Origin of the sequence: Arcobacter rhizosphaerae, assembly GCF_049472155.1 — a bacterium.
GTDB lineage: Bacteria > Campylobacterota > Campylobacteria > Campylobacterales > Arcobacteraceae > Arcobacter_B.
Genome location: NZ_JBMOVW010000005.1, coordinates 1 through 21,255 on the forward strand (window position 1 = coordinate 1; position 21,255 = coordinate 21,255).

Annotated in this window: 18 protein-coding genes; 12 read left to right on the top strand and 6 right to left on the bottom strand. The window is 27.7% G+C overall.

Going from position 1 to position 21,255, the window contains the following annotated elements; genetic code table 11:
- Positions 1–96: 96 nt before the first annotated feature.
- From ACH5BH_RS08985 to trmA, 4 genes are all read right to left on the bottom strand, one after another.
- Positions 97–954 carry a flagellin gene (locus ACH5BH_RS08985; RefSeq protein WP_423298107.1) on the bottom strand — a complete coding sequence of 286 codons (858 nt, stop codon included), beginning with the start codon at positions 952–954 and terminating at the stop codon, positions 97–99.
- Between the two features lie 204 nt (positions 955–1,158).
- Entirely contained in the window at positions 1,159–1,368 is a 210-nt protein-coding gene (locus ACH5BH_RS08990; RefSeq protein ID WP_404308168.1) for a hypothetical protein, read from the bottom strand.
- Between the two features lie 54 nt (positions 1,369–1,422).
- Positions 1,423–2,280 carry a flagellin N-terminal helical domain-containing protein gene (locus ACH5BH_RS08995; RefSeq protein WP_404308166.1) on the bottom strand — a complete coding sequence of 286 codons (858 nt, stop codon included), beginning with the start codon at positions 2,278–2,280 and terminating at the stop codon, positions 1,423–1,425.
- Between the two features lie 54 nt (positions 2,281–2,334).
- Positions 2,335–3,456 (bottom strand): tRNA (uridine(54)-C5)-methyltransferase TrmA, encoded by a 1,122-nt coding sequence (trmA, locus tag ACH5BH_RS09000; RefSeq protein ID WP_423298108.1) that lies wholly within the window; start codon positions 3,454–3,456, stop codon positions 2,335–2,337.
- A 55-nt stretch (positions 3,457–3,511) separates the two neighbouring features.
- Here trmA and ACH5BH_RS09005 point away from each other — a divergent pair, with 55 nt between their 5' ends.
- The 10 genes from ACH5BH_RS09005 (at position 3,512) to ACH5BH_RS09050 (ending at position 16,164) form a co-directional block, all read left to right on the top strand.
- A complete protein-coding gene (locus ACH5BH_RS09005; RefSeq protein WP_423298109.1) occupies positions 3,512–5,086 on the top strand; it encodes a helicase-related protein in 1,575 nt (524 codons plus the stop codon).
- Positions 5,087–5,155: 69 nt separating this feature from the next.
- Positions 5,156–7,078, top strand: a complete 1,923-nt coding sequence (locus tag ACH5BH_RS09010) for an ankyrin repeat domain-containing protein (protein ID WP_423298110.1) — start codon at positions 5,156–5,158, stop codon at positions 7,076–7,078.
- A 5-nt stretch (positions 7,079–7,083) separates the two neighbouring features.
- Entirely contained in the window at positions 7,084–8,379 is a 1,296-nt protein-coding gene (gene glmU / locus ACH5BH_RS09015; RefSeq protein ID WP_423298111.1) for a bifunctional UDP-N-acetylglucosamine diphosphorylase/glucosamine-1-phosphate N-acetyltransferase GlmU, read from the top strand.
- A gap of 10 nt (positions 8,380–8,389) precedes the next feature.
- Positions 8,390–9,661, top strand: coding sequence for a bifunctional phosphopantothenoylcysteine decarboxylase/phosphopantothenate--cysteine ligase CoaBC (gene coaBC / locus ACH5BH_RS09020; protein ID WP_423298112.1), 1,272 nt, complete (start codon positions 8,390–8,392; stop codon positions 9,659–9,661).
- A complete protein-coding gene (locus ACH5BH_RS09025; protein WP_423298113.1) occupies positions 9,654–10,343 on the top strand; it encodes a di-trans,poly-cis-decaprenylcistransferase in 690 nt (229 codons plus the stop codon). The genes coaBC and ACH5BH_RS09025 overlap by 8 nt, the downstream gene beginning before the upstream one ends.
- Positions 10,318–11,100 carry a prepilin peptidase gene (locus ACH5BH_RS09030; protein ID WP_423298114.1) on the top strand — a complete coding sequence of 261 codons (783 nt, stop codon included), beginning with the start codon at positions 10,318–10,320 and terminating at the stop codon, positions 11,098–11,100. Before ACH5BH_RS09025 ends, ACH5BH_RS09030 begins: the two co-directional genes overlap by 26 nt.
- Entirely contained in the window at positions 11,097–12,113 is a 1,017-nt protein-coding gene (locus ACH5BH_RS09035) for an LptF/LptG family permease (RefSeq protein ID WP_423298115.1), read from the top strand. Before ACH5BH_RS09030 ends, ACH5BH_RS09035 begins: the two co-directional genes overlap by 4 nt.
- 3 nt (positions 12,114–12,116) lie before the next feature.
- The gene (gene truA / locus ACH5BH_RS09040; RefSeq protein ID WP_423298116.1) at positions 12,117–12,839 is read left to right on the top strand and encodes a tRNA pseudouridine(38-40) synthase TruA; all 723 of its coding nucleotides are present in this window, start codon (positions 12,117–12,119) and stop codon (positions 12,837–12,839) included.
- 13 nt (positions 12,840–12,852) lie between these two features.
- Positions 12,853–15,387: a sensor histidine kinase gene (locus ACH5BH_RS09045; RefSeq protein WP_423298117.1), complete on the top strand. Its 2,535-nt coding sequence runs from the start codon at positions 12,853–12,855 to the stop codon at positions 15,385–15,387.
- A gap of 57 nt (positions 15,388–15,444) precedes the next feature.
- Positions 15,445–16,164 (top strand): response regulator transcription factor, encoded by a 720-nt coding sequence (locus ACH5BH_RS09050; protein ID WP_404308145.1) that lies wholly within the window; start codon positions 15,445–15,447, stop codon positions 16,162–16,164.
- Positions 16,165–16,221: 57 nt separating this feature from the next.
- Here the strand turns inward: ACH5BH_RS09050 and ACH5BH_RS09055 are convergent, their stop codons facing one another.
- A complete protein-coding gene (locus ACH5BH_RS09055; protein WP_404308143.1) occupies positions 16,222–18,345 on the bottom strand; it encodes a TRAP transporter permease in 2,124 nt (707 codons plus the stop codon).
- Positions 18,346–18,452: 107 nt separating this feature from the next.
- Positions 18,453–19,400 carry a TAXI family TRAP transporter solute-binding subunit gene (locus ACH5BH_RS09060; protein ID WP_404308141.1) on the bottom strand — a complete coding sequence of 316 codons (948 nt, stop codon included), beginning with the start codon at positions 19,398–19,400 and terminating at the stop codon, positions 18,453–18,455.
- 358 nt (positions 19,401–19,758) lie between these two features.
- On the opposite strand from ACH5BH_RS09060, the gene ACH5BH_RS09065 reads away from it, so the two are divergent.
- Both ACH5BH_RS09065 and grpE read left to right on the top strand, forming a co-directional pair.
- The gene (locus tag ACH5BH_RS09065; protein WP_404308139.1) at positions 19,759–20,550 is read left to right on the top strand and encodes a heat-shock protein; all 792 of its coding nucleotides are present in this window, start codon (positions 19,759–19,761) and stop codon (positions 20,548–20,550) included.
- 15 nt (positions 20,551–20,565) lie between these two features.
- Positions 20,566–21,147: a nucleotide exchange factor GrpE gene (gene grpE / locus ACH5BH_RS09070; RefSeq protein WP_404308137.1), complete on the top strand. Its 582-nt coding sequence runs from the start codon at positions 20,566–20,568 to the stop codon at positions 21,145–21,147.
- Positions 21,148–21,255: the final 108 nt, after the last annotated feature.

The following is a 21,255-nucleotide window of genomic DNA, read 5'->3' on the forward strand; positions in this document are numbered from 1 at the left end:
ATTACCAAGCATAGAAGCAAAGACTTCTTCGGAATCCATTGATCCCTAAATTATTTGTTTCAAATCCTATATATTAATACAAAGCATTACTGATTATTATTGTAATAATCTTGTAACATTTTGTTGAACAGCATTAGCTTGACTCATAGCATAAGTACCAGCTTGCGCAATAATATTTTGTTTGTTGAAATTAGCACTTTCAGCAGCATAATCAACATCTCTAATAACAGATTCAGCAGCTTTAATATTAGTTTGCTGAGTCATTTGGTTTCTAATAGCTGATTCTAATTGGTTTTGAGTAGAACCGAAGTCCGCTCTCCATCCATTTAGAGTATTTAAAGCTGTATCTATAGTTGCCATATATCCTCTAGCTGCACCAGCACTAAATGTAGCTGCTGCACCACCAGAAGCGGCACCTGATTTAATTGCTTCTAAACCTAAACCTGAAACATTTGCTTTAACACCAGCAGTAGTAGCAATAGTATCAGTACTAGTTTCACCCATTTGGAACGTTAAGGCAGTTGCACTAGTTCCATCAGATGCTTGAAGTAAATTAGTACCATTATAATTTGTTTGTTTTGCAATATTATTTAATTGATCTAATAATTTATTTATATCTTTACCAATAGCAGTTCTACCTTCTTCTGACGTAGTATCAGTACCAGCTTGGATAAGTTTAGTTTTAACAATATCTAAAATATTAGACTGTTCAGCCATAGCTTTATCAGCAATTTGTGTTAAAGCAACAGCAGAGTTACCATTTGAAATTGATTGACCAATTGAACTAGCTTGAGTTCTAAGTTTATCAGCAATAGCAAGTCCTGAAGCATCATCACTTGCTTTATTGATTCTTAAACCAGAAGAAAGTTTTTCTAATGAATTTTTTAAACTATAATTTGTATTTGTTGCAGATTCTTGTGCTTGCATAGAAGCAATATTTGTATTAATTCTCATAATAAATCCTTTTTTGAGATAAAAAGATTTACCCTGACACGGGAGCCTAAAACATTCTCACCTAAATGAGCATAGAGGTTTACCTCTTCGGAAACAATTGTTCCCTAAATTTTATATAATCTAATTATTGCACACCAATTCTTAAAGTTAGATTAAATTAAAAATATTTAGAGGTATATTTTATTTTTATAAAAAGTTTTTTGCTTATTTATTATTTATTTCTTGATTTTTACTTAGTTTTTGAACAGCTTCAATAGTTTTGATATTGCTAGTTACTCTTCTTTTCATATTGTGTTTTTTTACATGTTTAGCAAGTATTTTTAAATATTTTTTATGATTTCTAGAACCTTTTTCAAAAGTTGCTAGTTTTTTTTGAATTTTTAAAATATCACTTGGAATTGAAGAGTTTTCCATAATAATCCTTGACTAAATGTGTTGAAGTTTTGAAATATATTTTTTATTATGAAACTACTGTAGTAGTCTCATAACATTTTGTTGTACGTTATTAGCTTGACTCATAGCATAAGTACCAGCTTGAGAAATAATATTTTGTTTGTTGAAATTAGCACTTTCAGCAGCATAATCAACATCTCTAATAACAGATTCAGCAGCTTTAATATTAGTTTGCTGAGTCATTTGGTTTCTAACAGCTGATTCTAATTGGTTTTGAGTAGAACCGAAGTCTGCTCTCCAAGCATTTAAAGTATTTAATGCATTATCAACTGTCGCTAAGAATCCTCTAGCTCCTGCTGCATCAAATCCACCAGCAGAAGTACCTGCATTTGCTCCAGATTTTAATCCACTTAAAGCAAGTCCTGAAACAGTTGCTCTTACTCCTGATGTAGTTGAAATAGTATCAGTACTAGTTTCACCCATTTGGAATGTAAGCTTAACTGCTGAATCTCCAGCTGTACCTTGAAGTAATGATGTACCATTATAATTTGTTTGGCTTGCGATATTATTTAATTGTGTTAATAGCTTATCAATATCTTTACCAATTGCTGATCTACCTTCTGATGATGTAGTATCAGTAGCTGCTTGGATAAGTTTAGTTTTAACAATATCTAAAATATTAGATTGTTCAGCCATAGCTTTATCAGCGATTTGTGTTAAAGCAATAGCAGAATTACCATTTGAAATTGACTGGCCAAGAGAACTAGCTTGAGTTCTCAATTTATCAGCAATAGCTAAACCAGAAGCATCATCACTTGCTTTATTGATTCTAAGTCCTGAACTTAATTTCTCTAAAGAGTTTGTTAAAGTTTTATTTGTATTTGTATTAGCTTCTCTTGCTTGTAGTGAAGCTATGTTTGTATTAATTCTCATTTTATACCTTTTTTAGTATACATTACATTATGATAAATAATATCTAAGCTAAGTTTAAATTTTGTTTAAAATAACGCCAGATTCGATATGTTTAGTGTATGCAAACTGATCAAATAGTGCAAATTTTTCTATTTTATGTGTTTTACTTAAAACCTCTAAATCCCTATGAAGGGTTTCAGGGTTACATGAAATATAAATTATTTGATTATAGTTTGTAACAAGTTCTCTTGTTAAATCATCTAATCCAGCTCTTGGTGGATCAACAAAAATAGTACTAAATTCATACTCTTTTAGGTTTACATCTTTAAGTCTTGTAAATTCTCTTTTTTCTTCAAGTGCTTCTACGAATTCTTCAGCACTCATTCTAATAAATTTGATGTTAGAAGTATTGTTTAATTCACAATTTTTTAAAGCTGAATTTATTGAGGTTTTTGAAATTTCAGTGGCTAAAACATTTCTAAATTTTGTGGCTAATGGGATTGTAAAGTTTCCCCCACCACAGTATAGTTCACATAAATCTTTTTCTTGTGATTCAATATTATTAAGAACCCATTCGATCATTTTTATATTTACTTTTGTATTGGGTTGAGTAAAACCACCTTCTTTATATTGAAAGTGAAAATTTTGATTGTTAATGTGTAGTGTTTCATTTATATAATCAGCACTTAATACGACTTTTTGCTTTCTACTTCTTCCCATAATTTTAATGTTGTATTTATTTTCTAATTCTTTTGCTTTTTCATTCCAAGCTTCATCTAATTTTCTATGATAAATAATAGTTACAAGCATATCTTTAAGTGTTGAACCTAAGAATTCAATAGCATATATTTTAAAAGACATTGTTTCATTTGATGATATATCGTTTAAAAGTTTTGGCATAAGCTCTTTTATCTGTAGACTTACGATTTGACATGAATCTATTTGTAAAGCAGTTTTGTCAAAACTAGTCATAGCATAAGATAAAGTAGGTTTATCATTTTTATCAAAGTCTTTCCAAATTCTAAATTCTGCTCTATATCTAAAGTTTTCTTCATCACTTTTAATGATATCAAACTCTTGAGTTGTAAAATTTGAAAATCTTTGTTTTTCTCTTTTTATTTTTATTTCTAGTTGTTCTTCATAAGTTTTGTCATACAGTGTACATGAACCACATTTGCCAAAATATTCACAATTCATCAATTATCCTCTTTTATTTAATACGATATTATATAGTATTTACTATAATACGCCCATGAAAGAAAATTGGCAAGAACAACTACACACATTATTAAATTGTGATTTAAAAGAGCTTTACCCTTTAGCACGGAGTTTAAACAGAAAATTAGAGTTTTACGTAGGACCTACAAACTCAGGAAAAACTTACAATGCTATGAAAGAATTAAAGCAAGCAAATTCAGGATTATATTTAGCACCATTAAGGCTTTTAGCATTAGAAGGTTATGAAGATTTAAAAGCTTCTAATATAGATGCAAGTTTAGTCACAGGAGAAGAGCAAATCTTCAATGAAGAAGCTGCTCATGTTTGCTCAACAATAGAAATGCTTGATTTTGATTTGGATGTTGATGTAGCAATAATTGATGAAGTCCAAATGCTTGATGATACAGATAGAGGTTGGGCATGGGTTAATGCTATTATTGGAGTTCCTTCTAAAAAAGTTATTATGACAGGAAGTGTAAATGCTTTAGAAGCAGTTAAAAAAATAGCTTCTTATTTAGGTGAAGAACTTAAAGTTGTAAAACATAAAAGAAAAACACCTTTGGATGTTATGCAAAGACATACATCTTTAGATAATTTAAGTAGTGGTACTGCACTTATTGCATTTTCAAGAGCAGATGTTTTAAAATTAAAGCAAAAGTTACAAAAAAAATACAGGGTTTCAGTAATTTATGGAAATCTATCTCCTGAGGTAAGACGTGATGAAGCAAGACGCTTTAGAGAAAATCAAAGTGATATTTTAATTGCGACAGATGCAATAGCAATGGGATTAAATCTTCCAATTCATACTATTTTATTTACAACAGATACAAAGTTTGATGGTGTAAGTAGAAGAAAACTAACAGTAAATGAAATAGTTCAAATTGCAGGACGTGCAGGAAGATACGGACATTTTGAAGCTGGACTTTTAGGTGCAACTAGAAGAGATGTTTTAAAACATATTCAAAATGAATATAAAAAGCCTATAAAAACAATTAAACCTCCTTTTAAAGTAAAAATAAATGCGGCACAATTAGAAGGTTTAGCCAGTCATATTAAAACAAAATCTTTAACAAAAACTTTAATATATTTTGCGAAAAATATGTCTTTTAGTGGTCCTTTTATTGCTTCAAATATTTCCTCAATGCTAGAAGCTTCAAAAATTGTAGATTCAAGGCATAATTTAAAGCTTGAAGATAAATATTTATTAGCACAAGCTCCAATTACGACTAAATCTCCAATTATTTTACAAGCTTATCAAGCATATATCGCAGCTGTTATTAGAAAAAAAGTTTGTAGATATAGACCTTCAATCACTCTTCCTAAAAAAAATGCAATTACTCAAAGGGATTTACTTTTAGTTGAAGATGAAGTAAAAAAAATATCTCTATATTTATGGCTTTCTTATAAGATGCCAGAGATTTTTCCTGATCATGATAAAGCTTATATTTTAAGAAACTCTTTTAATTCATTTATTGAACAAACTTTAAAGTCTAATTTAGTTCAAGATGTAAATAATAACTTTAAAAAGACTCAGAATAAAACATTTAATAACAAAAATAATAAAAAAAGAGTATATGGAAGACGAAGGAATAGAGATACTTTTAAGTAGAAAAAACAACACAATTAGATAAAATATGTAAATTATAAAGATATACAAAAACTAAAAGGAATATATGCCATGATAAAATTGTTTAAAGGTAGTGATTATGATACTTTTCAAAAAGAGCTACTAAAAAGCAATATAGATACTAGCAAAGTTCAAAAGCTAATAGATAATGGTATAGATTTGAATCAAGTTGATGAAAAAGGACGAACAATCCTTTTTTCTCTTGTAGCAAAAAGAAAAATTGATGCTATTAAAATACTTTTAGAAAATAATATTGATGTTTCCATTGAAGATGAGTATGGTAAGACTGTTTTAGCAGAAGCTGTATCAAGAGCTGATGGAATGATGATAAGATTTTTACTTGATAATGGATGTTCTGTAAATACTAAAAATTCTTCAAATAGAACTATTCTTCAAGATGTTGCACTAGAAGGGGACTATAAAACTTTTAGAGTTCTAATGAACTATAATCCTGAATACAATTTAAAAGATAATTACAATAAAACAGTTTTATATGATGCTGTAGAAGGTGGAAATATAGATATTGTAAAAGAAGTAATACATAATATTGATGATATCAATCTTTTAGATGAGAATGAACAAACAGTTTTATATCCTGCTGTTTTAAAAGAAGACTCTGACATAGCAAAAACACTTATTTTAAATGGGATAGATATTAATAAAAAAGATATAAATGGACAAACTGTACTTTTCAACGCAATTTTGCAGGGTGAAGAAAATATTGATTTGCTTACACTTTTAATTAAAAAAGGCATAGATCTAAATACTTTTGATAAAAATAATAGAACTATACTAGATGAGATTTTATATATTTTAGAGTTACAAAAATTAAAATCACAAGACCTAGAAGGAAAATATGTAGTTGTTAAGCCTGAAAAAAACTATTTGGATATTGCTTCTTTTCTAATTAAAAATGGACTTTTAGTAGATAGATTTGATGATGAAGGTAATACTACACTTTCAAAAGAGATTGAAAAACAAAACTATGAAAATATTGAGTTCTTATTGAATAGTGGTGCTAATATAAATACTAAAGATGAAAAAGGTCAAACAGTATTATTTAGAGAAATAATAAAAGGCTATCCAAACTTTAAAATGATTAACTTTTTGGTTGAAAAGGGTATTGATATTAATATCAAAGATGAAAATGAGAAAACAGCTTTTGATTATTTAATAGAGAAGGTTTATAAAACAGAAAACTTATTACAAAATGATGAAGCCGAACCAAAGGGTTATTTGATTTTATTAAAGAAGCTGTTACCTTTAAAGCCCAAATTAGATGCAGTAAGAAGTGATGGGCAAAATGTTTTATTTGATGTAGTAAAATATAATCATTTTGAATTAATAAAAACTTTACTAAACTATGGGATTAATCCAAATATAAAAGATAAAGATGGAAATACTCCTTTATCAATTATGGTTGAAGCAGGTTCAAAAATTAAAATAAAAGAAGCAAGAGAACGTTTTTTTGAAAGATTAGTATTTTTCTTAAAATTTAGAGTAAATGTTGAAGTTCAAGATAAAGATGGAAGAACTGTTTTTCATAAAGCAGTAATTGCAGATGATTTAGAACTTGTTGAAAAACTATTAACTAAAAAAGCAAATTTAGATATAAAAGATAAACAAGGAAGAACAGCTTTACATCATACTCAATGGAGTGGAAACTATAAAATAGCTAGATGGTTAATTGCAGCAGGGGCTAATATGAATGAACCTGATAATGCAGGTTTTACACTTTTAAACTATGCAGCAATTTTTGGTCATGTAAAGTTAGTTGTAGCACTAATTGCTTCTGGAGTTTTAATGTATAATAAAAACCCAAAGAGTAAAAAAGTGGCACAGTTTTTTAAAGATAAAGAAAAAAATCTTCTCAAATTATTAAAAAGTAATATTAGTGATGATAAAATGCGACAATCATTAAGAGAAGTTGCAGAAAATTTAATTAAAGAAGTAAATGAAGTTTTAAAAGGATAATTTATATGAACAATAAGTCAATCATTATTTTAGCTGCTGGTGCTGGTACAAGAATGAAATCTCAAAAGCCTAAGGTTTTACATGAAATTTCTGGAAAACCAATGTTGTATTATTCAATAAAAGAAGCTTTAAAATTAAGTGATGATATAACTGTTGTTTTATACCATCAAGCTCAAAGAGTTCAAAGTGAGATGGAAAAATATTTTGAAAATATTAATTATGTAATTCAAGATCATAAAAATTATCCAGGTACTGGTGGGGCTGTTATGGGAATAACTCCTAAATATGAACAAACATTGGTTTTAAATGGAGATATGCCATTAATTCAAGCAGATGAACTTAAAAAATTTGATATTGATGCAACTATTGTAATGTCTGTATTAGAGCTTGATAGTGCTGATGGATATGGAAGAGTTATTGTTGAAAATGGAAATGTTAAAAAAATAGTTGAACAAAAAGATGCATCTTTAGAAGAATTAGCAGTTACAACTGCAAATGCAGGGATTTATCAGTTTGAGACTAAATTTTTATTAGATAATCTTCCAAAACTTTCAAATGAGAATGCTCAAAAAGAGTACTATATTACAGATTTAATTGAAATGGCAATAAATGAAGGTAAAACATTAAAGCCTTTAGCAGTAAATGAAGAAAACTTCAAAGGAGTTAATTCAAAGGTTGAACTAGCTGATGCAGAAGTTATTCATCAAAATAGAATAAAAAAAGAGTTTTTAAAAGCTGGTGTTATTATGAGATTACCTGATACTATTTATATAGAAGAGGGTGTTCAAATAGAGGGTGAGTCTATTTTAGAAAATGGAGTAACACTTTTAGGAAATACAAAAATTGTAAATTCTCATATTAAAACAAATACAGTAATAGAGGATTCAATTTTAATTGATAGTGATGCTGGGCCAATGGCAAGAATTAGACCAGGAAGTGAACTAAATTCTACTCATATTGGTAACTTTGTTGAGACTAAAAAAGCAAAATTAAATGGTGTTAAAGCAGGACATCTAACATACCTTGGAGATTGTGAAATTGATGAGGGAACAAATATAGGTTGTGGTACAATTACTTGTAATTATGATGGAATTAATAAATATAAGACTATTATAGGTAAAAATGTATTTGTAGGTTCAGATACACAGTTAGTTGCACCTGTAACACTTGAAGATGATACAATAATCGGTGCAGGTTCAACAGTTACACAAGATGTAAAAAGTGGCCAACTTTATACTACAAGAGCTAAAAAAAGAGCAGTTGAAGGTTACTTTTATAAACATTTTGAAAAAAAGAAATAAAAGAAGATAAATGTTACTAAAAGACAAAAAAATATTAGTTGCAGTTACTGGTTCTATTGCAATTTATAAAGCCTTAGATTTAATAAGATTGTATATAAAAGCAGGTGCAAAAGTAAGAGTAATTATGACTGAGAGTGCCAAAAAATTTATTTCACCTATAACTTTTGAAGCTATTTCTCAAAGTAAAGTTTTAGATGAGCAAAATGAAAATTGGGATAAAAGTCAAGATTATAATCATATTGATATTGGTAAATGGTCTGATATTTTTGTAATAGCTCCTTGTAGTGCAAATACAATTAATAAACTATCAAATGGAATAGCAGATAATTTATTAACTCAAGTAGCTCTTGCATATCCAAGAATGAAGCTTTTAGCTCCTGCTGCTAATACAAATATGCTAAGAAATCCTATAACTCAAGCTAGTATGAAAATGCTTAAACTTTGTAATTTTGAAATTATTCAAACTCAAACAAAAGAGCTTGTTTGTAAAGATGTAGGTGATGGTGCTATGGCTGATCCTGAGGCTATTTTTTATGCAACAGCAAGACAATTATTACAAGATGAATACTGGATAAATAGAAAAGTTGTATTAAGTGGGGGTGGAACACTTGAAAAAATTGATGATGTAAGATACTTATCAAATTTCTCTTCTGGAAAAATGGCTTCTTCTTTAGCAATGGCACTTTACTTAAAAGGTGCAGAGGTTTGTTTAGTTAGTTCAAGAGGTCATGAAAACTTGCCAAGTGATATTCATCTGATACCTGTACAAAGTTCACAAGAAATGTATGAATACTTAGTTGATTCAGTAAGAGTTGCTAAAAAAGGCGTTCTAACAAAAACTACTTTAATGGATGATTCAAGACCAGAACTTATTCAAAAAACTCCATTTTTATTTATGGTAGCAGCAGTTAGTGATTATGTTCCTAAGTTCCCACAAGAGGGAAAAATGAAAAAAGAAATGATTGGAGAGTCTTGGAACTTAGAGCTTAAAAAGAATATTGATATTTTAAGTTCTCTTGATAAAAGTGAAATGATAAGTGTAGGATTTAAAGCTGAAATGGATGAGACAACAGCTTTAAATTCTGCTTCTTCAATGTTAGAAAACAAAAATCTTGATGCAGTTTGTTTAAATATTTTAAATGAAGAGAACAATTTTGGTTCAGATACAAATGATATTGAACTTATTTTAAAAGATACATCATTTTCATTTAGAGGCGAAAAATTAGCAATATCAATGGGAATTTTAGATAAATTACAAAATGAGTTTATAGAAAATGACTAATGAACTAAAGATTCCAACTCATATTGCCATAATAATGGATGGTAATGGTAGATGGGCAAAAAGTAAAGGTCTTAAAAGAACAGCAGGTCATGAAGAAGGTGCTAAAGTTGTAAGAAGTATTACAAAATATTGTAATAATATTGGAGTAAAATTTCTTACTTTATATGCCTTTTCAACTGAAAATTGGAAACGTCCTAAACTTGAAGTAGAGTTTTTAATGAAGCTTTTAGATAAATATTTAAAAAATGAGTTAGAAGTTTATTTAAAAAATAATGTTAGATTTAAAGCAATTGGAGATTTGAGTAAATTTTCTAAAAAACTTCAAGAAACAATAAAAACAACTGAAGAAAAAACTTCTAAATCTACAGGTTTAACACAAGTACTTGCTTTAAATTATGGTTCAAAAGATGAAATTATAAGAGCTATTAAAAAATTAAATGAAAAAGCTTTAGATGTAACAGAAGAAAATCTTGAATCATGCTTAGATACAGCAGGTATTCCTGATGTTGATATAATGATTAGAACAAGTGGAGAAGTTCGGCTTTCAAACTATTTATTATGGCAAAATGCTTATGCTGAAATGTTCTTTACTCAAACTTATTGGCCAGATTTTACAAAACATGAGTTAGATGATATTATAAGTGATTTTAACTCTCGTGAGAGAAGATTTGGAGCTATTTAGTTTTATTTTTGGAGCGGTTATAGGTTCATTTTTAAATGTTCTTATTTCAAGACTTCCAAAAAATATATCAGTTGTAAGCCCAAGAAGTTTTTGTCCTTCTTGTAAAAAAACTATTTCTTGGTATTATAATATTCCTTTACTATCTTATATTTTTTTAAAAGCAAAGTGTGCCTTTTGTAAAGAAAAAATTCCTTTTTCTTATTTTATAGTTGAGTTATTAAGTGCTTGTCTTACTTTGGCTTTTTTTGTGAAATTTTCTCTTTCTTATGAGTTTTACATTTTTATACTTCTTTCTTATGTTCTTATTACTTTATCGTTTATTGATTTTAAATATAAAGCTGTACCTGATTATCTTTTACTTTTAGTATTAGTACTATCATTTTTTGTCACAAAACAACCTATATTAGAAGCTTTTAAAAGTGCATTTATTTTTGCAGGTGCTTTTGTTTTATTAAATTTTGTGTTAACTTTTTATGTTCAAAATATTAAATCAAGAATTTTAAAAGATGAAAGTTTGAAAACCCAAGAAGCCTTAGGTGAGGGGGATATCCCAATTTTAGCCATGATAGCAGTTATTATTGGAGTAAAAGCTGCAATAATTGCAGTGTTTTTAGCTTCAATTTTTGCTATAATACCAGCAATTTATTCAAGTTTTATAAAAAAAGATATTCAAACACCATTTATTCCTTATTTAGTTTTAGGTTTTTATGTTGAGTACTTTTTTGTATTAGAAGATTTTTTAAAGGTTAATATTTGAAATTAAAACAATATTTATATTCTCAGTTAGCAATTACTTTTTTCCCAATATTTTTTGGACTTTATTTTATTACATCTGTTGTATTTTTAGTAAAAATCGCCTCATTGACATCAATAATTACAATAAACTTTTTTGAGTTATTTACTTTATACACTTATGTTGTTCCACAAATTGTATTTTATACAGTGCCAATATCTTTTTTTATTTCACTTGTAATTACTTTATCTAAATTAGCAAGTGAATATGAGCTTACTGTTATTACATCTTTTGGATTGAATCCTTTAAAAGTAATGAGAGTTTTTGCTCCTTTAACAATACTATTATCAATTAGTTTAATAGTTGTTTCTATAGGTCTTATACCTAAAACTAAATTTCTAACAAAACAGTTTTTAGATGTGAAAAAGAAAGAGGCTAATTTTAATATTAAAGCAAGTGAATTTGGTCAAAAGTTTGGTGATTGGTTAATTTATATTCAAAATAAAGATGATAAAACTTATGAACAAATAAAGCTATTTAAAACACAAAATGAAAAAGATCAATTTATCATAAGTCAATCAGCAGTACTTAAAAATGATAAAGGAGATTTATCTTTTAAATTAGATAATGGAAAAGCATTTTTTATTGATGAAAAAGAAATAAATCAAGTTAATTTTGAATCAATGTTAATTAATGATTCTATAGCAAACAGCAGAATGGGGCAATTTACAACAACTTATGATTACTGGAAAGTGAAAATAAAAAAAGGTGAAGATATTGATGACTTTACTTTTTTTATTTTAACATCTATTTTTCCTACTATTTCATTGTTTTTAGTAATAGCTTTTGGATATTTTAATCCAAGATATGAAAAAAATAAAGCTGTAATGTACTCTTTAATTGCTGTTGTGATTTATTATGTAATAGCTAAGCCTTTAGGTAAGGAGTTAGAGCTTCACAGTTTATATATTCTTCCTTTAATTTGGTTAGTAGGGACATATTATATTTATAGTAAAACAGTAAAAAAAGAGTATTAGTTTATGAATTTAAAATTTAATATTTCTTATGATGGTTCAATATATAAAGGTTCTCAAAAACAGCCTGAGGGTGGAACTATTGAAGATGAACTTTTAAAAGTATTTAAAAGAATAAATATTGATACGAAGATTATTTTAAGTGGACGTACTGATAAAGAAGTTCATGCAACAGGTCAGGTTTTCAATTGTCAAGTTCCTTCTTTTTGGGAAAATCTTGAAAAACTAAAAGAAGTTTTAAATCATCAATTACCAAATTCAATAAAAATAAATCATATTTCAAAAGTAAATAATGATTTTCATGCTAGGTTTCATGCAAAAAAAAGAGTTTATCGATACTTAGTAAGTACGAAACCTACAAATCCATTTAATAGTAAGTATATAACTTATGAGCCTAAAATAAATGAACAACTTATAAATGACGCAATAAAAGAGTTTATAGGTATACATGATTTTAAATATTTTCATAAAATGGGAAGTGATAAAGATATTACTGTAAGAGAAGTTTTCAACGCATCTTTTTATAAATATAAAGATGTTTATGTTTTTAGGTTTGAAGCAAATTCTTATTTACGCTCACAAATCAGATTAATGGTTGGATTTTTGCTTCAAATATCAAGAGGTAAACTAAGTAAAAAAGATTTAGTTGAACAGCTAAGTTTAAAAAAGCATTTATATAAAGTTCCTGCTTTGGCAAATGGTCTTTATCTGGCAAAAATTAAGTATTAAAATAGGAGTAAAAATGGTTTTTAGAAAGAAAAAGTTTTACACCTTATCTGATATAAAAAATCAAATTGTATATACTCCTTTAATTTTTGTAATAATTTTAGCAATCTTTTCTTCTTTTGTAGTTTATTTATTTTATAAACATCAAGAAGTAAATAAAATAAAACTTTTAGTGCAGAGTGAAAATTTTTATAATCAAAACATTTTAAGTGATTATATAAGTTTAATCAATATAAAAAGAAGTGAAAAAATTGACTCACAAGAAAATAATCTTATAAAATATGTTTATGAATTAAAAGGTTATACAAGGTCTTTTTTATTAAGTAATAAAGCGATTGATTATCAAATTCTTGAAAATTATATGTATAATTTAGAACAAACACAAAATGTAGAGTTTATACTTTTTGATGCAATTAAATATAAAGTATTACACGGTCATAATATTTTGGAGTACCTACGTAAACAAACAAATTCCAAAATAGTATCTGAAAAGTTTAATCATTTTATGCTTAAAAATATTCAATATAATAGTAATGATAATATGACATATTGGATAGATAATCAGAAAAGAGAAGTTAGATTATCTTATTTTAACTTTATTAATCCAAATGGTTTAATGCTAGGAGTATTCTCTAAAGTAGATGATTTAAAAGCCTTAACAAAACAAGCAATTTTAAACTCTATATCTAACTCAAGTAAATTAGAAGAAAAAGCACATTTTGTTTTTTATGATATAAATGAAAAAGTTGTTTATAATTATAATGGTAAAAATAAAAAAATTTTAGTAAAAGATATAAGTCGATTTGATTTATTAGATAACAATGCTTATATTTATACTTTCCCTAAATACAACTATAAAGTTATTGTTAAAAATAATCATTTTGAAAGTAAAAAAAGAAAAATAAAACTAGATCAAGAAAATAAAATGCTTATAGGAATTTTTCTAATTTTATTTATTGCAATCTTACTTATTACAACTGCAAATATTTTTGGTAGGTTTATTAATAGTATTTTTAATAGATATAACAAAAGATTAGAGAGAAAAAATTTATTACTTTCAAAATGGAAAGATAGATATGAATTAGCAATTATAGCTTCAAATGATGGACTATGGGATATAAATTTAAAGACTAATAAAATTTTCTTTTCTAATAAATGGCTTGATATGTTTGGCTATAAAAGAGATGAAATACAAAACTTTAAAGAGTGGCTTACTTTAGTTCATGAAGAAGATAAACCAGAAGTTCTAAAAAAGTTTAGCCAACATGTTGAGGGAAAAACAGAGCATTTTATTTGTGAATATAGACTAAAAGATAAACTAGGGGATTATAAGTGGATTTTAGTTAGAGGAAAGGCTTTTATTGATGAAAATGAAAGCAGAATGCTTATGATGTCTATGGATATTGATGATAGGATGAATTTAACTAAAGAATTAAGAGATGTAGAGCTTTTAACTGAATTTGGGCGAATTGTAATTTTTAGATGGCAAAACAATGAAGACTTAACTGTAAAATTTGTATCTAAAAGTATTGAAACTTATGGGTATAGTCCTTTAGAATTTATAGAAAGTGATGAAGCATTTTTTAATTTTGTTTATGAAAAAGATATTTTAAAATTAAAAAATAGAATTATTAAAGCTATAAGTAATGATGAGAAATCTTTCACTAGTATACACCGAGTAATTGATAAACAAAAAAATATAAAATGGGTTTATAATAGAACTATTTTAGTTAAAAATGATTATGGACAGGTTACCTCTTTATATGGTTACTTAAACGATATTACTAAAATAAAAATGAATGAAGAAGATCTTAAAGTAAGAGTGAAAGAAGAAGTAGAAAAAAATATAGAGAAAGATAGAATGTTAATTCAACAAAATAAAATGGCCTCAATGGGTGAAATGCTTGGAAATATAGCACATCAATGGAGACAACCTTTAAATAATATAAATTTATTGTTACATTTTATCAGAGATAATTTTAAAAACTTTACAAAAGAAGATTTAAATGAATCTGTTGCTAGTGCTAAACTTCAAATTGATTATATGAGCCAAACAATAGATGATTTTAGGAATTTTTATCAACCAACAAAAGATAAAAGAATATTTGATATTAAAACTTCAATAATACAAAGTTCTAAAATTGTTGCTACTTCTTTTGAACAAAATAGTGTTGAACTTGAAGTTGTAGGTGATGATATTGAGATTGAAAATTATGAAAATGAGTTTGAACAAGTAATAGTTAACATATTAAATAATGCAGTTGATGCTGCAATTGTTAAAAAGAAAGAACTTAATTTTAATCCTAAGGTATATATAGAAATTAAAAAAGAAGATGATATAAAAATCTCAATTTCAAATAACTGTGGAAATGTTCAAAAAGATGTTCTTGAAAGAATGTTTGAACCTTATTTTACAACAAAATTTGAGAATCAAGGAACAGGTATCGGTCTTTATATGTCAAAGATAATTATAGAGAAAAACATGAAAGGTAAAATAGAAGTCTTTAATAAAGCTGATGGCGTAGAGTTTATTATAACATTAGGAGCTTAATAAAGAATTTGTTATAATGCTAGTTATTTATAACATTACAAGAGTTGGAAGAAGAAAATGAGCGAATATAAAACAAGAGTATTATTGGTTGAGGATGAAGATGTAGCAAGAAAAACTCTTGCATTTTATTTAAATACTATATTTGATGAAGTTATAGTTGCAAATGATGGAGAAGAAGGCTATTCTATAATAAAAGAAAATATCCAAGTTAATAAAGAGTTCGATTTAGTATTAACTGACCTTAAAATGCCTAATAAAAATGGTATGGATATGATAGAAGAAATATTAAAACTTGTACCTTCTCAAAGGTTTATAATTGTAAGTGCCCATAAAAATGAAGAAGATCTTTTAAAATTAATTAATTTAAGGGTATTGGGATATTTTGTTAAACCTTTAAATATTGATAATATGATGGAAATGCTTCAAAAAGCTAAAAATGAAGTATTAGAAGACAAAAAAGATACTTCTAAAAATAGTGACTTAATAGAGTTAAATAAAACATATACATATAATCTATCTAACAATAAATTATATAACCAAGAAAATATTGTAAAACTTTCAAAAAAAGAATCTGATATTTTAGTAGTGTTAACAAAGAATTTAGGAGAGGTTGTTTCAGTTGAGACTTTTAAAGAAGAAGTTTGGGGTGATATTGAAACTAACGATTCTGCTTTTAGAACAGTAATGAAAAGATTAAAAGATAAAATTATAGAAGATGATTTTGTAATTTCTCATAAAGGTTATGGGTATATAATAGAAAAACCTTTTATAAAATAAAACTATATTTTCTATTAAAATAAAAAAAAGGCAAAGAGTTAGACTCTTTGCCTTTTTTTATAGTTCAGATTCGTAAACTGAAACTTTTTGTGCTTTACTTTTTGCTTTTTGTAAAAAGTAAAGAACGGCAAATATACCTATACCTATGGCATAAGATATATAATGAGATGGTAAATGTAAGAATGATTCTACTATTTTTGGTAAGAACATAAATGGAACGATTGATAGGAATATAAATCTTTCTATTATATTTGTTCTTGTTACAAAATATCCTTGTGTGAAACAAGAGAATGCAACCATACCAATAAACGCAGTAGTAAATATTACTAAAATTTCAACTGGATTAGTAATCCAAATCCATCCTTTTGGATCTGCTGGGTTCATCGCATCAACACCTGATATTAATAATAACTCTGGGTTGAAGAAGAACATAAATGGTAAAATCGCTGTTCTAATATCATATTTAAACCCTTGAATACCTGTTTTAATTGGATCTGCTTTTGCTAAACCAGCAGCAGCATAAGCGGCCAGACCAACAGGTGGGGTATCATCAGCTAAAATACCAAAGTAGAATACAAATAAGTGTGCAGCAATGGCTGGAATTAAGAATCCATTATCTTGTGCAAGAATTAAAATTACAGGTGCAGTTAATGATGCCATTACGATATAGTTAGCAGTTGTAGGTAATCCCATACCTAATACTAATGATACAAATGCTGCTAAGAATAGAATAATAAAGATATTTCCACCTGATAATGTTTCAATTACTTCTAATAATACTTGACCAAGACCTGTTAATGTAATAGATCCAACAACAATACCTGCTAAAGCAGTAGCAATTGCAATAGGAACCATATTTTTAGCACCACTAATCATACCTGCTAAAATATCTACAAATCCAGATAACCAAATCTCTTTTGTTAATTTCTCTTTTGCTAGGAAAGCTCTAAATGGATGTTGTACAACCATTAATAACATTAATAACATAATTGCATTAAACGCAGCACTTGCAGCACTTTCTCTTAATACCATTAGAGTATACATTAAGAAGAATATAGGAACTAAATAGTGAACACCTTGTGCAAATGTTTTCCATTTTGGAGGTAAGTCCTCATCATCCATACCTTTAAGACCTAATTTTAATGCTTCTAAATGAACAATATAAAATAGTGCAAAATAAGAAACAAAAGCAGGAATAAATGCAGCAACAATTACATCTGTATATGCCATACCTAAGAATTCAGCAATAATAAATGCAGCAGCACCCATAACAGGAGGCATTAATTGACCATTTGTAGAAGAGGCAACTTCAACTGCCCCTGCTTGTTCTGGCCTAAATCCAGCCTTCTTCATTAAAGGAATCGTAAATGTACCAGTAGTAACTGTATTAGCAATAGAAGAACCAGAGATAATACCAGTAAATCCTGATGCAACAACAGAAGCTTTTGCAGGACCACCTCTATATTTACCAAGCATAGCAAATGCTAAATTAATAAAGTACTCACCAGCACCTGCTTTATCTAATAAAGCACCAAAAAGTACAAAAAGGAAAACAAATCCAGCAGATACTCCAAGAGGAACACCAAAAATACCTTCAGTTGTTAAGAACATGTGTCCAGCAAGTTTATTTAATGAAGCACCTTTATGGATAATCATTTCAGGCATATAAGGACCTAAAACATCATAAGCTAAAAATATAATAGCAATTAAACTAAGAGCAAAACCAAGTACTCTTCTACCTGCTTCTAATAAGATTACAATAGCTAAAAGAGCAATAGAAATATCTACAAGTGTATAATCTCCCGGTCTTAATGATAAATCTTCATAAAAAACAGCAATATATGAAGCTGTTCCTAAACCAACTGCCGCAAATGTATATCCAAACCATCTAATTTTTTTAAGAAAATAAGGTTTTCTAAACATTGGGTAGATTAAAAATGCTAATACAATAGCAAATGATAAGTGTACAGATCTAGTAATAGTAGAATTAATTGGTTCTAATACGATATATAATTGAAATAGTGACCAGCTTAAAGCAATAACAGAAATTAACCAAAACTCATAGTGTTCTGAACCAAAGACTCTTTGTCCTTCAAGTTCATTAACTACGGCTTCGGTTTCATGTGCCTGCTCTTCTTCTAATTCACTAAGTTTATGAGGCTTCTCTTCATAAATAGCCATAGTAAATCCTTTAATAATTATATTATTGTCATACGTCATCCAAATTGTGTTTTAAATGGCGTATAAAAATTAGGTTTCAAGGGCCTAAGCCCTTGAGTAGAGAGGAATTATTTTAAAATTCCAGCTTCTTTGAAGTACTTTTTAGCACCTTCATGCATTGGAGCAGAAAGACCATCTAATAAAGATTCTTTTGTGATATTTGCGTAAGCAGGGTGTAATTTTTTGAAAGCATCGAAGTTTTCTAAGATAGCTTTAACAACAGTATAAACTGCTTTATCACTAACATCAGTACTTGAAACTAATACAGCTTTAACACCAAATGTAGGTGTACCTTCTGGGTTTCCTTTATAAATTCCACCTGGAACATCAGCTTGTGCAAAATATGGATTAGCTTTAACTAATGCATCAACTTTATCACCTTTTAAAGGTGTGATTTTTACATCAACAGAGTTTGAAGCATCTTTAATATTTGCAGTTGGGTGACCTACCATGTAGAAGTAACCATCAATTTTATTATCTCTTAATGCATCTGGCATTTCAGCTGCTTTTAAAGCACCTGCAAATTTTAAATCATCTTTAGACATACCAACAGCTTTAAATAATGCTAAAGCAGTAGCTTCATTTCCAGAACCTGGATTTCCTAAGTTGATTCTTTTACCTTTAAGATCCATAACACCATTGATATTTGCATCTTTTCTAGTAACTAATGTAAATAATTCAGGATAAATAGCCATAACTGATCTTAAGTTTTTAACTGGCTTTCCTTTGAATTTTTTTGTACCTTGTGCAGCTTGGTAAACAACATCAGATTGTGCAATACCAAAGTCTAATTCTCCATTTTTAATAGTATTAATATTATAAACAGAACCACCAGTTGATTCAACAGAACATCTGATCTTAGTTTCTTTTTTGTATTTATTAACTAATCTACAAACAGCACCACCTGTTGGATAGTAAGTTCCTGTAACACCACCAGTACCAATAGTAATAAACTCAGCAGCAAATGCTGGAATTGTAAGTGCTCCTAATAAAGCAGCCGTAGCAATTTTTCTCATTTTTTCTCCTTTAGTTTTTTATATAAATTAGATGTAACAAAGTACATAGAATAATTATATCAGATATAGATAAATAATCAAACTGTAGCCATTACAATTAATTACATAAAAATTGTATAAAAATTACAATTAATCATTAATTTAGCATATAAAAATTAAAACTATTCTTAAAAATGGCTACCAAAGTGTATAATAAGTGGGATATGTTACATTAAATGTTAAGAAAATTTATTCTAAAAAATATAAAAAATTTTAAAAATTTTTCAAAATAACACTTGACAAAGATACACTCAATAAGTTATAATTCTTTAGCAGTTTGAGAGAACGAGTGCTAAAAATTAAAAAATGGTAAAGAATTATGATTGATAAAAAAGAGTTTTTACTACAGTCTATCATTAGAGCATATATTGAACATTTAGAACCAATTGGATCTACACAACTTAAATCAATGTATGATATAACTTATTCGCCTGCAACAATTAGAGGATACTTTAAAAAATTAGGTGATGAGGGATTTTTAGCACAAGAGCATATTAGTAGTGGAAGAACTCCAACTACAGAAGCTTTAAAACAATATTGGAAAAGTAAGTTAAATTTTAAGATTTCTGAAATTAATTTAAAAGCTTTACAATATTATGCATCTCAAGTAGGAGTTACTGTATTTTTAAAAAAAGAAGACTCTGATTTACTGCAAAATATTATAAATGTTGAAGATAAATATATGATATTAGAGTTTACTTCATTTGCGATAAATGTAAAATATTCTAATGCACTTTATAGATTTTTAAAAGATATGATAAGTTTATCTTTAAAGGATATTTTAAAAATCTCAAAAGATGTAGGCGCGTATGAAGTTTATAATGCAATTATTTATACATTGCAAAACTCTAACTTTGAAGTTTTTAATTACAAAGAGTTTTTAAATTTAGCTTTAAGTTATAACTTTGATGAAATGACAATTGATAGTTTTTTAAAAGGTGAAATTTTAAATAAGGTAGAAGAAGGATTATATTTTGAAAATCTTTTACCTCAAGATTATATTGGTATTTGTCATACGTGTAGCATTGAAGGTAAAGATGTGAAAATGTTAGTAATTGGAGAACTTGCAAAAGATTATGAGTTCTTTTATAAAAAAATAATAAGCTTTTAATAATAGGAGAAGAAATTGAGTGAAGAAAAAAAAGACGAAGTTTTAAACGAAGAAATTGTTGAAGAGCAAGAGACTCAAGAAGCTTCTGAGGAAACAAAAGAAGTAAATGAAGAAAAAGAGTTAAGCCCTGAAGAAAAAATAGCTCAATTAGAAGCTAAATTAAAAGAATCAGAAGATAAGTATTTAAGAGTTCATGCAGATTTTGAAAATATCAAAAAAAGGCTAGAAAGAGAAAAATATGCAGCTATTGATTATGCAAGTGAAAAGTTTGCAAAAGACTTATTAGCTCCAATTGATACTTTAGAAATGGCTTTAGCTGCTGAGGAAGCATCAAAAGATATGCCAGCAGAAGAGTTACTTGGAAAGTTAAAAGAAGGTGTTGAATTAACAATCAAAAACTTCTATACAGCATTTGAAAAACATGATATTTCAGTAGTAGAAACAGATGGTGAGTTTGATCCAAACTTCCATGATGCAGTAATGCAAATTGATAGCCCTGATCATGAAGATGGACAAATAGTTCAACAGCTTCAAAAGGGTTATAAATTAAAAGAGAGATTATTAAGACCAGCAATGGTAAGCATCTGTAAAAAATAGATAAAAGTCCTCTTTTGGAATATTTCGGCGTTGGTCTGCAAAATTTAAGAGACTCACTTACTGAAAGTAAGCTCCTCCCTTGAATTTTTTGCCCGCCTTGAACTATCC